Source organism: Brassicibacter mesophilus (assembly GCF_050433385.1).
Taxonomy (GTDB): domain Bacteria; phylum Bacillota; class Clostridia; order Tissierellales; family Proteiniboraceae; genus Brassicibacter; species Brassicibacter mesophilus.
On sequence record NZ_JBNPXI010000013.1, the window covers coordinates 76,183 to 92,415 of the forward strand.

Below are 16,233 nucleotides of genomic sequence, written 5' to 3' on the forward strand. Positions count from 1 at the left end.
CGTTCTTTACTTCTCCGGCACCCGGAGCACCTCGCTGGGGAAGATCAGAGAGAACCGGCTTTTGTTGTTCAGCCGTTCCAGCTCGCTCATGGTGCAGCCCAGCTTACGGGCAATGCGCCAGAAGCTGTCGCCTTTTTCTACGGTGTATGTGGTGTACCGCAGATTTTTCGGTATATCCGCTGTCACGCCATATTGGTCGAAGGTGTAGGTCGAGCCGTCAATGTCCTTTTTCCCGGTGACAGGCTTGCCGTTCTCATAGTACATCCATTTCCCAGAATCGTTCATCGTCCAGCCCTGTGCCGTGTCACTGGAAATCGCCAGCTCCACAAAGCGGCGCAGCACAGCGGATACCTCGGCTCTTGTGGCCGTACCCTGCGGGTCAAAGAGATTGCCATTTTTGCCGCTTATGGCTCCTGCCATCTGCATCTGCTTTACGGCCTCCTTGGCGTAGGCGCTGATTTTAGCATTATCGGCAAAGGTGTTTTCTGCATGAACCTTTGGCAGGGTATAGCCGATGGTCTTGGCGTAATTGCTCATTATGACCGCCATCTGCTCACGGGTGATGGACTGATCCGGGGCAAACTGCTTGTTGCCAACGCCGTTTACGATGCTATTCTTACTTGCCCACTCGATATAGCCCATATAGTAGGCGTCGTTCTTCACATCGGTGAAGCTGCTTTTCTTATAGACGCTCTCATCGGCATCTGCAAGCCGTCCCAAAGCAGTGACGAACATCCCCCTTGTCATGGCGGTATTCGGGCTGAAGGTGGTCTTAGAGGTACCGCTGAACAATCCACGGTTTACTACAAAAGCAATGTCATCCTTGGCCCAATGGTTGCCCACATCGGTAAAGGTGGGCGTATCCTTTTTGTAGCCAACGCCATAGACGGAGAAGTGGGAGGTAGAAAAACGAAGCACCTCGTTCACGCTGTCATAAACAGAACTGAGCAGCCACTGCACCTTGCCGTTTTTATCCGCATAGACCGCCTGTACGTTGCCGACCTGCTCGTTTATACCGAGGGGATATGGAATTGCTACCGATACACTGCCTGCACCGAAATTCTCAATCAGCTTTCCGTTTCCGTAGCTGGCTTCCAGATTAAATACCGGACGGGAGCCGATGACAGCCTTGGCATTGCCGGTGAGGTTGCCGTTATTCACGCGGGTGACGGTGATGTTCACATCCGCATTTGACTGCCTGTTGATTTCTCTCACTGTCGCCAAATCCATACTGATGGTAATATCAGGATTTTTCACCACCACAACGGTATTGACGATTTTCTTGCCAATGATATAGTCCTGTACCGTTTTCGGCAGATTGAAGGTAATGTTGTTTACGGTTTGCTTACCGGTGTTTACCCTCAGCACGAGGGTGATGCCGTTTTGCTCGCTGCCGTTTTTCTTTGCCTCAGCAAGTGCCTTTTCATAGGCATACTTCATAGATTTTTTTGTAATGGTTACCGCCGCGCTGCCATTGCTGACTTTGCCATCCACCTTGATTTCGCCCTGTGTGGGGGTGTTGGGCTTATCCGGTGCCGGTGATGTGACAATGACAGAGCTGCTGCCGCTGTCGTCAGAGGAACCCCCGCCACCGCCGCCTTTGCGACTCCAACCTGCCGTAACCGTCAGGTTGGAAGTCACATAATCAAAGGCTTTATCCCAGCCGGTGAAGTTGTAGCCGCTGCGGGTAACGGTGGGAGCCGTTGCCGAACCGCCCTCAGCGACAGTCTGCGTTAACTCACCACCACCTGTATGAGTGCCGCCGTTCAAGTTAAAGGTGATGGTATAGGTCTGCTTCGTAACGATGAGCGTGCCGCCGGTGCGCCCTGTAATTGTGTAATTGTCCGCCGCGGCGCCGCCGGTGAGATATATCTCATAGTTCCCCGGCGTATTGCTGTCAAAAGTCGGGCAGAGCAGCGTGGGGGCGGTGGTCAACGCATCCAACTCGATTTCACCAGGGGCAAGATTGCCCACTGTATAGGTCAATGCCGGTAGACTGTCTCCTTTGACGACCGTCTTATTGTCTGCGTTAAGGGTTATTTTCCGCTTTTCGATGATGAAATGGAATTCCTCCCTGCCTGCGTAGTTGGCGTTACTCTCCGGCACAGAAATGGTCAGTTTGTATGTTCCCGCATCTATGGGGGCAGTGCTGCTGTTGTAGCCTGCGCCGTCGGTGGATTCATACAACCATTCCAATTGACTCACGTGAAAGCCGTCGCTGGCGGTCACTGTGCCATCGGGTGCATAGACTGTGCCGTCATAGACTTTGTTTGTGGTCGTAATCCCACCGATGGTGACCGGTGTTTTATCCGTAACCGTCACCTTACGGCTAACGGCGAAACTACCCGGCAGGGTCAGCCATGCCGGAGGGGAGGCATAGCTGATGGCTCCGGTAAAAGTCTGCTCGTTGCCTACTATGGTTCTGTCCAGCGTCTGTCCACCATTCCAGTGGATGGTATAGGCAACGCTTTCACCCTCGACGGTAATGCTGCCGCCCGCTGGAAGGATGGTTTCACCCAATTCAGCCGCCGTAGCAGAGCTGTCGCTGTTTACGAGTACCAGCATGTCGCCGAAACTGGGGTTCGCCGCCGTAACTGGGGTAACCGTGACGGTTACGCTCTTGGTTATGCTATTTGCGTCAATGTTTTCGTTACCAGTGAGCGTTCCGAGTACCTCATATACAGCACCCTTGGGATTGTAGGCGGTGGCAGTCGACCATGTGATGGGCAGCATTGCCGTACCGCCATCGGTGATGACACTCACACTTGACGGCAGACCCGCCCAACCCAACACCGCCTGTGCGGTTGCTGCATTGCGCATTTCATAGGCGGTTTTGTTTACATTGTCCACGATCACGGTGATCTCTGTCACCTGGGCTTGTTCAATGGTGAATTTGACCGTGCCCGGAGCAAGGGAAAGCACGTAGTTGCCGCCCGCACTTAAGCTTCCGAGGGCAATGGCGTAGGTTCCTACATTTTGGTTCACCCCACGGCTGAGTTTGCCTTCGAAGGCTCCAGGAACCAAACCGCCGTCATTGTCAAAGGTCAACACCGGGTCGATTGCGCCGTATTTCTTGCTTTGTCCTGAGTGAGGTGTGATGATAACCGATTTTTTGTCTATAGTGTAGGTAAGATTTTTTGTGCCGGCAAAGCTGCCCATACCGGTAAGGGTCAGCGTCACCTCTCCGACATTGGTGCCTGCACTGGCACCGCCGCCGTCCGTACTGGTGACTGCCACGGTATAATCCGTATCCTTGACCAGCGTTTCACCGTCAAAGGTAACAGTCAGGGTCGGGCGTTGCTCACTGCCGTTATAGGTAAAGCTGCTTTCATCCGGCGTAACACTGGCATATTGTATATCCCGCGCCGTCAGGTACAACCCGCCCTCGCCGCTCTGTCCGGCAATCCCTGTCAAGATCGGCAGCTTATCGTCCTCGAATGTCCAAATGCTGCTGTCCCATGCAGCGGTATCCCAGTTGTCCGCCGTCGTCCAGAAGCTGTCGCCGAACAGGGTCTGCGAGGTTACATCCATGCCATCCTTTGCGCCAGAGCCTTTGTTTTCCCATGTGCCAGGAATACAGCTGAAGGCATAGTTGTTCGAGAGGGCGTCGAAGTCGGCACCTCCCACCACGCGCCCGAAATTGTATGTACCTTCACTGACGGAAGGGTTCAGTGCCACACAATTTTTAACTGAGCTATATAGCTTGACGGCTCCCACTACACCGCCAGTCAGGACATTGCTATTTCTTCCCGTTACGCTGCAGATGCTATAGCAGTTTTGTACTGTACCGTCGTCAATAGCGTCGCCGACCATTATGGTACCCGCCACACCACCAACCTCGGATAAACCACCGACACGGCCAATGCTATAGCAGTTTTGCACTGTGCCGTTATAAATACACCCCGCCACCCCTCCGACTCTTTGAGCACCAGATATGCTGCCGGAAACAAAGCTGTTTTCTACTGTCGCACCCCATACATATCCTGCCACGCCACCGACACAATTTTTGCCAATGACATTGGCGTTTACCACGCCAATATTCTTCACGATACCGACGCTGCTCACCAAGCCGAACAGTCCTTGGTAATCGGCATTACGGTTGATGGTCAGGTTACTTATCTTGTGACCGTCTCCATCAAAGGTGCCCCAAAACAAGGTATCCATTCCAATGGGGTTCCAGCCATCGCCATCGGCATAGCCAGAAAGATCAAGGTCGTTTATTAATTTATAATATTTGCTATTGTATGCGTTGCGAGTGGCTTCATCATCGCTATTCACCAGCTCCGCCAGCTTGGAAAGGTCGGCGGCAGTTTGAATGAGATAGGGGTTTTCTTCCGTACCCGCACCGGCAAAGGGACTTGCGCCCACCGGAATCAGATGATCGGGCATAGGAACTGCCATACCAAAGCCGGGGAGCTTGCCCGCAGCGTAGCTCCATGCCGTGTCACCGGCAAACAGGGCTTCGAAGAAGCCCTCCGCACTGATTTCGGCAATGGTTTTGGAAAGGCCATCCACGCGATTCGCTCCCTCATCAATGGTTTTGCTGCTGCCATCTTCCATCACCGTCATACCGCTGAACGCAATATTATCGGACAACGCAGTATCATCCCCAGACACACGCCAAACAAAGTTTGTACCACTGACAGAGGAATTCAGCGCCGCGCAGTTTTGTAACGCACCACCATCAACACTGCCTGCTATACCACCAGCAAAGTTGACACCTGTGACATTACCTGTACTATAGCAGTTTTCAACCGTGCCGGTAACAGTGCCAACCGCCCCACCGACAAAACTGCCGCTACTTATGACCTTAATGGTGCTGTAGCAATTTTCCATCGTGCCGGCAACAGTGCCAGCCAAGCCGCCGACAAAAAGTCCGTTCCCTGTGACACTGCCGGTACTATAGCAGTTTTCCACCAAGCCGCTGCTGGCCATATAACCTACCACACCGCCAACATAACTATATCCAGTAATGCTGGTATTTACCACTCCAAGTTCTTTTACCGTGCTTCCACCGCTAATACAGCCAAACAGTCCCTGATAATCAGCGCCGCTACGGTCGATGGTCAGGTTGCCTACCTTATGTCCCCCACCATCGAAGATGCCTTTAAAGCTATTGGAGTCATCGCCAATAGGTATCCAACCCTCGCCGCCTGCATGATCCGAGAGGTCAAGATCGTTCATCAGTTTATAATATTTGTCGTTATAAGTCGTATCCCCCACGTTCACCAGTGACGCCAATTGGGCAAGGTCGCCAGCGGTCTTAATCTGATAAGGATTTTCGCTTATGCCCGCACCCCGGAAGTTTGTATCGCTGCCGTCCACAATATGAGAAGGCATAGGGGCCGCCGTACCAAAGCCGGGGAGTTTGCCCTCTGCGTATGTCCATACCGCCGCAGTTTCAAACAGAGTTTCAAAGAATCCGGCCGCCTTGATTTCAGAAGCAGTCGCGCTTGTGCCATCATCATAATTGCTGCCATCGCTTGTGCAGTCCATCCCTGCCAAAGCGATATTCCCCGAAAGTATGCTGTCCTCAGCATACCCAGCCACACGCCCCACATCATTCGTGGCAGCGACAGTGGGGTTCAGCGCCGCACAGCCTTGTACGATGCCGCCATCAACAGTGCCCACCATGCCGCCGGCATCATTTCCGCCGCTGATGGCACAGGTGCTGTAGCAGTTTTGCACCGTGCCACCATAAACCTCGCCAGCCACACCACCAACCGAATAGTTGGTGCCGGAGATACTGCCGGTGCTGTAGCAATTTTCTACTATGCCGCCGACAGATCCTGCCACGCCGCCGACAGAGTCCTCGCCACTAACAGTACCGGTTACATAACAGCCTTGCACCATGCCGCCGATATCAACAGCTCCCACCACGCCGCCGATATACATTTTACCGGTAATGTCTGCATTCATAATGCCAAGGTTTTTTACCACGCTACCGCTACTGATCGCACCAAACAATCCTTGTTCGAAGCCGTTAGAGCGTTTGATAGTCAGCCCGGTAATGCTATAGTTGTTGCCGTCAAACGTTCCTGTGAAATACCTGCTTTCTCCAGTATCCTCATCATATGTGCCGATGGGCGTCCAGCCCTCTTCGCCGGAATAGGCCGAGAGGTCGATGTCATTTTGCAACTCCAGTGTAACCCGTGCATCCGCATCGTTGAACAGGAATCGCTCCAGCCCATTTTCGTGGGCATTCACCAGTGCAGCAATCTCAGCAAGCTGTGCCGCTGTGGTGATTTCCAATGGGCTGTCTGTTGTACCTCCGCCCGCCATGCGCGCCACCATCCTGCCGACTGTCTGTGGAATATACACTGTCATGCGGGGAAGCTCCACGCCGTCCGCAACTCCGTAGCCCTGGCCCAAAACAGCAGTGAACACATATAGCCCCCGTTGGGGAGATTCCCCATCATAATCGTGGTCGGCCTCCCATGTCACCGGGATTTGAGCAGCCTTGCCCGCCACAGTACCATCCACCGTTTCCGGGAATTGCGGTGTGGTGGTATTCTGCCAGCGAAGGTCGTCCGGAAATGCATCAAAGGCCGTCACCTGGCCGGTGCCTGCCATTGCAGCCACCGTCACGATAATTCGGGGGGCATCCATGCCGCTTGCGAGGGTAATCCCCTCCGATAATTCAGGTGTGAATATGTATTTGCCTGCTGTTTCATCATCGTATTCCGGTGATGAAGTCCAGGCGACAGGCAGGGGAACGGTAATTTCATCCGTGCTGTCCACGGTTTTCTTCATTGGCTCGGCTTCGAAGCGTTCCTCATCTTCTTGCGCATCGGAGGGAGAGGCGATTTCAGATTCCTCACCAGTTTCAATATCATCCATTTCATCAATGCCAATCACTGACCCGCTTACCGTATCAGAGCTGTCCGGTTCCGAGTTCGTTTCGTCAGAATCCAATGCCGCATTGCCCTTTGTAAAGGTGGTTTTTGCCGTACTCGTCATTCCCTCCGGACTGTATACTGAGTCCTCCACTGTATCGGCACCCTGCGATTCCAAATCAGTTTCACCGGAATCCAGCATTGTTTCTTCCCCTAAAACCGCAAGCTTTATGGTTGCCAGCAAGGTTTCCGGCAATGCCAAGTCAGCTTCTGTTGTACCAAGGGGCACTCTCTGCGTCGCTATGTCCGCATCCAATTTCTCAAAAGCAATAATCTCGCCGTCAAGCGGAAGTACATCTGTTTCAGCTAACACTGAAACGGGCATCATCCCCGCAACCATGATGGCAGACAACAGCATTGCTGTTATCTTATGAATTATTTTGTTTCTGCCCATTTTGTTTCCTCCTTATCCTAAAAATTTCACCCAATGTATTTGTTCCACCAAACGCTTTGCCGAGTTAAATTCAAAAATTTTATCAAGTATAGTTAGTGATTTTACCCAACTGCTTGAATTAGAAATCAGCAAGTGCTATACTAAATCTATAGATAGAAACCGATTTAGTGAACCGGGTTAGTAATTTATTTCATTATATTATACTTTACGAAAATATTCAATATAAGGAGCCAAAAGAATGAGAAAGAAAAAGCCTGATAAAAGAAAGCTGCAAGGAGCTGAAACCCAAAGAAAGCTCTATGAAATTGCGAAAAAATTATTTTCGGAACACGATTTTGACACCGTAGGGGTAGAGGATATTACCGATGAGGCCGGCATTACCAAGGGGGCATTCTATGTGCATTTTAGGTCCAAGGATGCATTGATCGCCCTTCTGATTGCGGATTATGTTGCTCGCCTTGATACGGACTACAAGACCTTTTTAGAGACACTCCCGCAGGATATGCCTGCTTCCCAGATGCTCCTTGCCTTAACTGAAAAAATAGCCGATCTACTGATCAGCAGCATCGGCTATGGAAATATGAAAAAAGTATATCAAATGCTGCTGGCAGGCACGGTTGATGCCCAAGCAGTTAAGAGCTACAACAGGGAGCTTTATACATTGTTACACAGCGTATTGGACAAGGGAATCCGCAGCGGAGAATTCAAGTCCACTTTGTCGCCGGATGTCCTGTCCCGGCATTTTGTGATGGCAATCCGAGGTGTCAGCTACGAGTGGTGCATCCAGTATCCTGACTTTGACTTAAAGGAACAGGTTGTGGCCCATTGTAGATTGATGATTGAGGGGATCGTGAAGCATACGACGGAATAACATGCTTAATATAATCTATAAACATAAACCGATGGCAGAAACATAGTGATTTTCAATCTATCAAATGACACATAAGGATAATAGGTGCTTTCCGATGCAAATCTTCTGAAATTCATCATCAATAAAGCAACAAATACCATCCAAGGGATCAGGGACAGCAAAGAAAATACCAGACCCAGCATTCCTGCCGACGCAGGGATAATCATAAAGAATCCGGAAGCAAAGCCCCACCAGCCAACGGACTTTTTAAACTTAGCGCTTTTGATATGGCATAGGAAAACAATAGCAGACATAGTGTGTTCAACACATAGTAGACGTTGAAAGCTGTACCTGTATAACCAGCCATTAAAGCTTCGCCTGCCGCTAAATATATAGTTTGCTGTTCAGGCAGCGCTTGATGACTTAATGTCAGCATTTCAAAGGCGGGATTGGATGAATAGTAACATGTGACGCCAATTAAGCCAAATGTTAATGCTATGAGCACAAGCACAAGCTTTTCCCGGCATAAGCGTATAAAGAGAGCCAAGTAAAGGATGACAATGATTGTGTTGTTAAACAGGTACAGAAAATCTAAACTCAACAGTCCGAAAAACGGATTTTGCTGGTAAAGTTCAAAAAAACCCTGAACAGTATCCGGCGGCGGCACCATCACATAAATAACAATTTGCAATGGAATAAGCATGAGCATGGTGAGAGCTGAAAATTGGACAACGGTATAAAGCGGCCCAAGATTGTTCCTATATTCCTGATTCATGATATATCCCCCTTCGGTTATCCTGTCCTGACCTTCAATGATACACTGGGATACACTGGCTGTCATCTCAGAGGAAGGGTTCTTCCGGGAAAGGGAGATGACTCTGGAAGGAAAGACCTTTAAAATTCGTTCTTTTTTCACCACTGTCTAGAAAATGTCCCTATGACACCGTGGAGAAAAAGCGACTTTGTCTTTTCTTACAGTTTTTCAATTATTTCCTTAAATCCTAAACCATTATTTATATGTTCAGAAATATCAAGATTGTTATTAACTGCTTTCTTTACCTTTATCATTGGTGATGTATCACCTAGTAGTACTGCACCTGTTAACTTTCCTTCAGTTATGAATAACTTATGATGTACATTATTTTCTTTATACTCTATAGTGTTAGAAAAATCCTTAACATTTCCAACAGAGAATAATGAAATATCACCAATTGACAAAGTAGTAAATGGTTCTGGAAGTTTGTATTCTTTATTTCCTTCAGTCATATTTTCTCCAGCTGTTTTCCCTTGATCATTGGCTATTCCCCATAAACCAATTACATTTCCATCAACCTCTGCTACATCCCCAGCTGCATATATATCTTCTATATTTGTCCTCATATGTTTATCTACTTTAATACCCTTATCATATTTTATATCGCTATCTATTACTAAATCTAGGTTCGGTCTCACTCCCGCAGATATTAGTACTGCGTCAGATTTAATTGTTCTTCCATCTTTAAACTTAAGTCCGTCAACTCTTGTCTCGCCTAATATCTCTTCAGCAGCTGCATCAAAGTATAAGTTTAGTCCATGCTTTCTAAGCTTCTCACTTACTTCCTCTGCTAATTCTTTGTCTAGTTGCCTAGGCAATAAATAAGGGGCAAACTCTACTATATTTACTTTCTTTCCAAGTTCCTTGATTGCCCATGCGGCCTCTAATCCTAAAAGACCGCCACCTACGACTGTGATATCTTCACATAGAGAAAAGTACTTCTTAATGTGCCTTAGGTCTTTTAATGTTCTTAACGCAAATACTCCAGCCTTGAATTTTCCTGCTATTGGAGGTATAAACGGTCTGCTACCATTTGCTATTAAAAGTTTATCATAATTAATTATTTTGCCATCATCAAGCTTTATTGACCTACTGTCTACATCAATTTTTTCTACTATCTTGCCTAGTAAAACTTCTATATTCATTTTTTCATACCAATCAGCTTTATTTATGTATAGTTCTTTATCCTCAAAATCTTTACTTATATAATGTGAAAGCTTAACTCTATAATATGTCAAATACTCTTCTGAAGAAACTAATGTAATACTACCGTCTTTGTCCCTATTTCTGATTTCTTTTGCTGCAGATAATCCTGCTATTCCATTTCCTATAATAACGTAATTTGTTTTCATAATATACCTCCCTAGCTCTATTGTAAAATTAATATCTAATATCATACATTGTCCATTTAATTAATACCCCTTTGATAATTTTTTAATCATCCTTTATTAAACAAAAAAACCACAGAACTCTGTGGTTTAATTAGCTTTTATTTCAGTCCATATTTTATCATACTCTTTTATGAAATCACCAGGATCTAAAAATATTTCACTTCCTTTTAACTTTTCATCACTAGGATACGCTGCATTATTGTTAATAATTTCTTCATCAAGCATTTTCATAGTTTCTGTGTTAGTAGTAGAATATCCAATATACTCTGTATTCTTGAGAGATATTTCTGGTCTTGTCATAAAATCAATAAACATCTCTGCTTCCTTTTTATGTTTACTTGTATTTGGAATAACTATGTTGTCAAACCAATAGTTACTGCCTTCCTTAGGAACTACATACCTTAGATTTTCATTTTCTTCCATCATATATATAGCATCACCAGACCAAACTACTGCTAAAGCAGCCTCTTCCCCTATCATCATGTCTTTAACTTCATCTCCAACATATGCTAGCACTAAAGGTTTCTGTTTAATAAGCTCTTCTTTTGCTTTGTCAAGTTCATCAATACTTCTAGAGTTTAAAGAATATCCAAGTTTTTTTAATGCTACAGCAATAGAGTCTCTCTGGCTATCTAGCATTAGAATTTGACCTTCGTATTTTTCATCCCAAAGAATATCCCAACTATCGACTGTGTCCTTAACCATGTTAGCATTATATAATATTCCAACTGTACCCCACATATATGGAACTGAATATTCATTGTTTGGATCAAAATCTAAATTTTTAAATCTATCTCCAATGTATTTATAGTTAGGAATATTATTCATATCAATCTTAAGTAACATATCTTCCTTAATCATTTTCTCAATCATATAATCAGATGGAAAGGCAACGTCATAGTTTGTACCGCCTGATTTAATCTTTACATACATGTCCTCGTTAGTTGCAAATGTTTCATAGTTTACTTTAATATTGAACTCTTTTTCAAACTCATCAATAACTGTTTCATCAATATAATCTCCCCAGTTATAAACATTAAGAACAGTTTGGCCTTCTCCTCCACACCCTGTACTTACTAATCCAATTGCTAAAACTAGTACTGCTATTATTACAATTTTAGTGTTTTTTATCAAGCTACATCATCCTTTCCTTTAATCTCTTTCTCTGATCTTTTATTTATTATTAATAATAAGATTAGAACACTTAAAAACATCAATGTTGAAAGTGCATTAATCTTAGGATTTATTCCTCTTCTAGCCATAGAGTATACGGTAATAGAAAGATTCGACACTCCTGATCCCGTCGTAAAAAAGCTAATAACAAAATCATCAATTGACAATGTAAATGCCATAAGAGTACCTGTTATTATCCCAGGCATGATCTCTGGAAGTATAACCTTTCTAAATGCATAAAATGGAGTAGCACCTAAATCCATTGCTGCCTCAGCCAAATGTTTATTTAGCTGTCTAAGTTTTGGCAATACCGATAAGACAACATATGGAATACTAAAGGTTATATGAGCTAATAACATAGATAAAAATCCTAGCTTAAGGTCTATAAAAACGAATAGAGACATCAAAGCCACACCTGTCACAATATCTGGATTTAATACAGGTAAATAGTTTATATTCATAATAATCTTCTTCTTTATTGATCCCATGTTATGTATTGATATAGCTGCTAATGTTCCTATTACAGTGGCAACAGTAGATGACATTAAAGCTATAGTTATTGTATAATAAAGAGATTTTAATATTTGCCTGTCCTTAAACAGCTCTATATACCATTTTAACGTAAAGCCATCCCAGTTACCTCTTGATTTTGAATTATTAAAAGAAAATATTATTAGAACAATGATAGGGGCATATAGAAAAACAAAAATCAAAAAAGCATATATTCGTTTTATTGTTTTTTCTACCATAACTTACCCCCTTCTTTGTCCTTATCATATTTAGCAGTAAAGGCCATGGCGATCAAAATAAATAGCATCATTATAATAGAAATAGCGGAACCAAAATGCCAATCATATACTGTTAAAAACTGTTGTTCTACAAGATTACCTATAAGCATATATTGTCCTCCACCAAGTAATCTTGAAATAATAAACGTACTTACAGCTGGCATAAACACCATAGTAATACCAGACACTACACCTGGTAAACTCAGAGGAAATATAATCTTATTTAAAACTGTAATCCTATTTGAGCCTAAGTCCTCTGCAGCTTCTATAATGTTTTTATCTATTTTACTAAGCACAGAGTATATAGGAAGTACCATGAAAGGTAAAAAGTTATAAACCATACCTAATATAACTGCACCATTATTATATAAAAGATTTAGAGCTGGGACCCCAAAAACGCCTAGAATCTTATTAATGAACCCATTTTTACCTAGTAATGCCATCCAAGCATAAGTTCTCAATAAGAAGTTCATCCACATTGGAACAACAAAAAGTAGTACTAACATATTTCTTCTTTTTATATCTGTTCTAGCTAAGATCATAGCCATCGGGTATCCAAGAATTAGGCATATAATAGTGGAAATCAATGCCAGCCATATAGACCTTGATAATACTTTAAGGTATACTGGGTCAATAAATCTTTTAAAATTGTCTAGTGTAAGCTTTAGCTCGAATAAATTCTGAACATTCCCCTCAGTTAAGCTGAATAATAAAACCAACAAAAGAGGTACTAAAATAAAAACTATCATCCAAAATAGATAAGGAAAGGATATAAAATTTTTTTTCATCATGACTTCACCTTTCTCATAATATGAATACTTTCAGGCGAAATGTTCATCCCGATTTCAGAATCAACTGATTCCATAATTGTACTATGTATTTTCCAATCTCTATCCTTTTCCTTAACTATCATTTCATAATGTACTCCTTTAAATGTAACTGAAGTAACTACGCCCTTTAACATTCCTTTTTCTTTTTCAACTATTTTAATATCCTCTGGTCTTACAACAACATCAACTTTTTCACTAGTCTCAAAGCCCTCATCTACACATTTGAACTTAGTTTGCGCAAACTCAACAAGAAAATCGTCATGCATAACACCATCAATAATATTACTTTCACCAATAAAGTTAGCAACAAAAGCATTTTTTGGTTCATTATAAATATCTTCGGGTTTGCCAATTTGTTGTATTACCCCTTTATCCATTACTATTACTGTATCAGACATTGTTAGTGCTTCTTCCTGGTCATGAGTTACGTATATAAAAGTTATTCCCACACGTTTTTGCATGTTTTTTAGCTCAATTTGCATTTCTTTTCTTAGTTTTAAGTCTAAAGCTCCTAAAGGCTCGTCTAATAAAAGCACCTTCGGTTCATTTACAAGTGCCCTGGCAATTGCAATTCTTTGTTGCTGACCTCCACTAAGGGAATCTACATATCTGCTTTCGAATCCACTTAAGTTAACTAATTTTAAAATATTACTAACTCTTTGCTTTATTTCTTTTCTGCCTATTTTTTTTATCTTTAATCCAAATGCAATATTGTCAAACACATTCATATGTGGAAACAAAGCATACTTCTGAAAAACTGTATTGATTTGCCTTTTAAAGGGAGGTACATCATTTATTTTTCTCCCTTCAAATAATATATCTCCAGTAGTAGGTTGTTCAAATCCACCTATAATTCTTAATGTAGTTGTTTTCCCACATCCACTTGGCCCTAGCAATGTTAAAAATTCATTTTTCCTAATATAAAGATTAACATCTCTTAAAACCTCTGTATCATCATATTTCTTAGATATATTTCTCAAATCAATAATTATATTGTTCTCCATAATAATCCCCCCCAGTTCAATTAAAAACTTGGTGGTGTACTCACCCACAAAACTTTTGCTTTAGTTTTTCCTATATTTTCAATAAAATGATTTGCATTTGCTTTAAAATAAAAGCTTTCGCCCTTTTTAGCCTTATATTTTTGATTACCTATATGTACGAAAATACTACCAGATATCACATACCCAAATTCTTCGCCTTCATGAGGATAATCTTCCTTTGAGCTTCCATCTACATCAAGCTCTAAAAGAATAGGCTCCATGAGGTTTTTCTGAGCATTAGGAATAAGCCAGTTAAGCTCATACTTATACTCATCATTTTCAGTAACAAAAACGTCATCTTTAGTAAACACTATTTTTTCCTGTTCTATTTCATTAAAGAAATCTCTTAAATTTGTCCCAAGACTTTCTAAAATATCAACTAATGTAGCAATAGATGGGGATGTTAAGTCTCTTTCAACTTGAGAAATGAAACCTTTAGTAAGCTCACATCTATTTGCCAACTCTTCTTGAGTTAAAGAATTTTTAACTCTTAACCGTCTAATCTTTTCACCAATTTTCACAATTATCCCCCTAACTATGTTAACCCGTTCTTTTATTAAACTTTATGTTTATAATTACTAAACCATTCTATTCGACTAATATATTATAATCAAAATAAAATAAAAAAGTCAATAATAAATTTAGTAAGCAAAAAAAAGAAAAATGCACTCTGTTCGTGCATTTTAAGCTGATAAAAATTAATCTCAAGGAATATTAAATTTTCCATATTGATTATTACCACTATAATAGCTTTCTAACATCATACATAGACTGTAACACTAACCAATTCTGAGGAAAATACCTCCCTATAGTCCAGTAACTAACTCCACCAAGGTTGTAATCTTGTACTAACATTAATTTAGCCATTATACTTCTAGCATCTTCAAACCAAACGACATGTTGTTTACCATCTCTATCATAATAATAGAAATAAGGAGCTTGTGCTTTTGGATCATATTGTATTATAGCTCCTACTCTTGCAGCAAGGTCAACAGCTCCTGTATTAGAAATTGTTTGAGCTCTAGTACCTCTTACATATGGCAGTGTCCAATCATATCCATAGTTAGGAATACCCATTAATATTTTCTTTGGTGGAATTGCAGTTACTGCATAGTTCAATACTTTTCTTACCTCATTTATAGGTGCCACAGCCATTGGAGGTCCGAAAGTATATCCCCATTCATATGTCATAAGAATTACATGATCCGCATATCTACCATGAGCAGGATAGTCATGTGCCTCATAAAGTACCCCTCTTTGCTCAGCAGATATTTTAGGCGCTAGCGCTGTAGTCAATATATATCCTGAGTTATGAAGAGTTGTAGAAATTCTTCTTAGGAAGTTATTATATGCTTCTCTATCCTCTGGATAAACATACTCAAAATCAATATCTAGTCCATAATACCCTTTCGCTTTTAAGACTTCCAAAATATTATCTATCAATTTATTCTGCACATCTTGATTTGTAAGTACAGCTCTTGCTATATCACTACTAAATCCTTTACCAGGATCAATATTAGTAATTACCATCATAGGTGCTACATTGGCCTCTTTAGCTGTACTTATTAATGCTTCATCATTTATCGTAGTTAAACTTCCATCTTGTTTCACCTGATAGCTGAAAATACTTAAATAAGTCAAGTACGGCAGAGTTTTCTTCAAAACTGTGGAATCAATATTAGGAAAAGCATAGCCGTTTACTTCTATTGTTCCATCTTTTCTTATTTGGGAAGGAATGGTTATCACTTGACCTGAATATATAGTTCCTGGATCAGTTATTTGTGGGTTTACCCTTAGTATCTCAGATACTGGAACATTGTATCTTCTAGAAATCTGGTATAAAGATTCACCAGCAGTTACAGTATGATTTATAGTTTCTTTTGCTATTACAATGGCTTGCCCAATAACCAATCTATCAATATTCCGAATTTCATTATCAATTGCAATTTGTGTTGGAGACATATTATATATTCTAGAGATTGAGTATAAGCTTTCACCTGGTTTTACTACATGAATAAACATGCTAATCCCACCTTTTTATCTTTTCAATTTAA

General features: G+C 42.4%; 10 protein-coding genes. 1 reads left to right on the forward strand and 9 read right to left on the reverse strand.

The window, feature by feature from the left end; genetic code table 11:
* Window positions 1-6 precede the first annotated feature (6 nt).
* The gene (locus tag HNR33_RS13870) at window positions 7-7,290 is read right to left on the reverse strand and encodes an S-layer homology domain-containing protein (protein WP_429084388.1); all 7,284 of its coding nucleotides are present in this window, start codon (window positions 7,288-7,290) and stop codon (window positions 7-9) included.
* 238 nt (window positions 7,291-7,528) lie between these two features.
* Between HNR33_RS13870 and HNR33_RS13875 the strand changes: the two genes are divergently transcribed.
* A complete protein-coding gene (locus HNR33_RS13875; RefSeq protein WP_429084390.1) occupies window positions 7,529-8,161 on the forward strand; it encodes a TetR/AcrR family transcriptional regulator in 633 nt (210 codons plus the stop codon).
* A gap of 202 nt (window positions 8,162-8,363) precedes the next feature.
* Here HNR33_RS13875 and HNR33_RS13880 read toward each other — a convergent pair whose 3' ends face one another.
* The 8 genes from HNR33_RS13880 to HNR33_RS13915 all read right to left on the reverse strand — a co-directional run bounded on the left by HNR33_RS13880 (window position 8,364) and on the right by HNR33_RS13915 (window position 16,201).
* On the reverse strand, window positions 8,364-8,915 hold the full coding sequence (locus HNR33_RS13880) for a hypothetical protein (protein WP_429084392.1): 552 nt from the start codon (window positions 8,913-8,915) through the stop codon (window positions 8,364-8,366).
* Between the two features lie 197 nt (window positions 8,916-9,112).
* Window positions 9,113-10,306, reverse strand: coding sequence for an NAD(P)/FAD-dependent oxidoreductase (locus HNR33_RS13885; RefSeq protein WP_429084394.1), 1,194 nt, complete (start codon window positions 10,304-10,306; stop codon window positions 9,113-9,115).
* Between the two features lie 126 nt (window positions 10,307-10,432).
* Complete coding sequence (locus tag HNR33_RS13890; protein WP_429084453.1) at window positions 10,433-11,476, reverse strand: ABC transporter substrate-binding protein; 1,044 nt, start codon at window positions 11,474-11,476, stop codon at window positions 10,433-10,435.
* Window positions 11,476-12,267, reverse strand: coding sequence for an ABC transporter permease (locus tag HNR33_RS13895; RefSeq protein WP_429084396.1), 792 nt, complete (start codon window positions 12,265-12,267; stop codon window positions 11,476-11,478). The genes HNR33_RS13890 and HNR33_RS13895 overlap by 1 nt, the downstream gene beginning before the upstream one ends.
* On the reverse strand, window positions 12,261-13,094 hold the full coding sequence (locus HNR33_RS13900; protein WP_429084398.1) for an ABC transporter permease: 834 nt from the start codon (window positions 13,092-13,094) through the stop codon (window positions 12,261-12,263). The genes HNR33_RS13895 and HNR33_RS13900 overlap by 7 nt, the downstream gene beginning before the upstream one ends.
* Window positions 13,094-14,140, reverse strand: coding sequence for a spermidine/putrescine ABC transporter ATP-binding protein (potA, locus tag HNR33_RS13905; RefSeq protein WP_429084400.1), 1,047 nt, complete (start codon window positions 14,138-14,140; stop codon window positions 13,094-13,096). The genes HNR33_RS13900 and potA overlap by 1 nt, the downstream gene beginning before the upstream one ends.
* A 20-nt stretch (window positions 14,141-14,160) precedes the next feature.
* Complete coding sequence (locus HNR33_RS13910; RefSeq protein ID WP_429084401.1) at window positions 14,161-14,700, reverse strand: helix-turn-helix domain-containing protein; 540 nt, start codon at window positions 14,698-14,700, stop codon at window positions 14,161-14,163.
* A 220-nt stretch (window positions 14,701-14,920) separates the two neighbouring features.
* Window positions 14,921-16,201 carry a glycosyl hydrolase family 18 protein gene (locus HNR33_RS13915; protein WP_429084402.1) on the reverse strand — a complete coding sequence of 427 codons (1,281 nt, stop codon included), beginning with the start codon at window positions 16,199-16,201 and terminating at the stop codon, window positions 14,921-14,923.
* Window positions 16,202-16,233 lie beyond the last annotated feature (32 nt).

Bases quoted from the DNA above. Each gene is read 5' to 3' on its own strand.
- HNR33_RS13870 (WP_429084388.1), bottom strand. From the start codon at position 7,290: ATGGGCAGAAACAAAATAATTCATAAGATAACAGCAATGCTGTTGTCT.
- HNR33_RS13875 (WP_429084390.1), top strand. From the start codon at position 7,529: ATGAGAAAGAAAAAGCCTGATAAAAGAAAGCTGCAAGGAGCTGAAACC.
- HNR33_RS13880 (WP_429084392.1), bottom strand. From the start codon at position 8,915: ATGAATCAGGAATATAGGAACAATCTTGGGCCGCTTTATACCGTTGTC.
- HNR33_RS13885 (WP_429084394.1), bottom strand. From the start codon at position 10,306: ATGAAAACAAATTACGTTATTATAGGAAATGGAATAGCAGGATTATCT.
- HNR33_RS13895 (WP_429084396.1), bottom strand. From the start codon at position 12,267: ATGGTAGAAAAAACAATAAAACGAATATATGCTTTTTTGATTTTTGTT.
- HNR33_RS13900 (WP_429084398.1), bottom strand. From the start codon at position 13,094: ATGAAAAAAAATTTTATATCCTTTCCTTATCTATTTTGGATGATAGTT.
- potA (WP_429084400.1), bottom strand. From the start codon at position 14,140: ATGGAGAACAATATAATTATTGATTTGAGAAATATATCTAAGAAATAT.
- HNR33_RS13915 (WP_429084402.1), bottom strand. From the start codon at position 16,201: ATGTTTATTCATGTAGTAAAACCAGGTGAAAGCTTATACTCAATCTCT.